This window comes from Streptosporangium sp. NPDC003464 (assembly GCF_053588315.1).
In genome coordinates this window covers 1-1,465 of the sequence record NZ_JBSFPS010000553.1, presented here as the reverse complement: position 1 = coordinate 1,465, position 1,465 = coordinate 1, and the positions used below count along the sequence as shown (strand labels likewise).

Annotated in this window: 1 protein-coding gene; it reads left to right on the top strand. The window is 76.1% G+C overall.

What is annotated here, in order from left to right:
• Positions 1–35 precede the first annotated feature (35 nt).
• Positions 36–1,465 (top strand): ATP-binding protein (locus ACWDS7_RS48465; RefSeq protein WP_451934827.1); only part of this gene is annotated, 1,430 nt, incomplete at its 3' end.

Here is a 1,465-nt window from a genome sequence, read left to right as displayed (position 1 = left end):
ACACCTCAAGGAACTGCAGCGCCAGATCCTTCACCATGGGGATGAGGACCGGCGCCTGCTCCCTGGTCCTGGTCACCGGCGACGGCCGCTACCGGTTGCTGGAGTCGGTGGCCGCCTACTGCCTGGAGCGCCTGGACGAGGCGGGCGAGCTCGGCGCCGTCCGCGAGCGCCACGCCGCCTACTACCTCACGCTGGCCGGACGGGCCGCCCCGCACCTGCGCGGGCCCGGCCAGCGAGAGTGGCTGGCACGCCTCGACGCCGAGGGCGCCAACCTGCGCCTCGCTCTCAAGCACGCTCCGAGCGGGACCGCGCTGAGACTGGTCAACGCCCTGGCCTGGTACTGGCTGCTGCGCGGCCGCCTCACCGAGGCCCGGCGCTCCTTCGACACCGTCCTGGCCGAGGCCCCCGCCGGGACCGAGCGGGTCAAGGCGGTCACCTGGCAGGCGGCGCTGGCGATGCTGGCGGGCGAGGGGAGCGACCTGGTCGCCGCCGGGCGCGCGGCCCTGCGGCTCCACGACGACCTCGACGACCCGGCGGCGCTGGCCGAGGCGCAGTGGCTGCTCGCCCACGTCCAGCGCGGCATCGGCGACCCGGCCGCCGTCGAGGAGCTGGCCGCCCGCGCGCTCGCCGGTTTCCGCGATCTCGGCGACCGCTGGGGCGTCGCCGCCGCGCTCAGCACCCTGGCGTCCAAGGCCCTGACCAGAGGTGACCTCACGGCGCTGCGACAGCACGGCGAGCAGAGCATGGCGCTGTTCCGCGAGCTCGGCGACCGCTGGGGCCGGCTACGCGCGGGCGAGAGCCTCAGCGTGCTCGCCGAGATCACCGGCGACTACGGCCAGGCCGCCCGGCTGCGCCGCGAGGGCCTGCGGATGGCCGAGGAGCTGGGGCTGTGGGGCGAGGTCTCCTGGCGCCTCTCCGGTCTGGGCAGGCTCGCCCTGCTGTCCGGCGACCACGACGGCGCGCGGGAGTTCCACGAGCGCGCCCGGCGGCTGGCGGCCGAGCAGGCCAACCGGCCGGCCGAGGAGTTCGCCGAGATGGGTCTCGCCCTGGGAGCCAGACGGCAGGGCAGGCTCGACGCCGCCGAAGCCCATCTGCGCAGGTGGCTGGGCTGGATGCGGCGGCTGGAGGGCAACCCCGGCACCGCCCTGGCCCTGGCCGAGCTCGGTTTCGTCGCCGAGCAGCGCGGCGACGCGGGCACCGCCCTCGCCCTGCACTCGGAGGGGCACGCCATCGCCCGCGCCACCGGCGACCCCCGCGCGATCGCGCTCGCCCTGGAAGGGCTGGCCGGCGCGCACTCCCTGGCCGGAGACCACGAGCACGCCGCCAGGCTCTTGGACGACGCCGCCGCGGCCAGGCGTTCGGCCGGCGCCCCAGGTCCTGGTACCCGATCGAGTGCCGCGCGTAGAGGTTCTCCCCGCACACCCGCCAATCGCACGGGATCGAGGAGGCGATCCGCCCCTGCAAC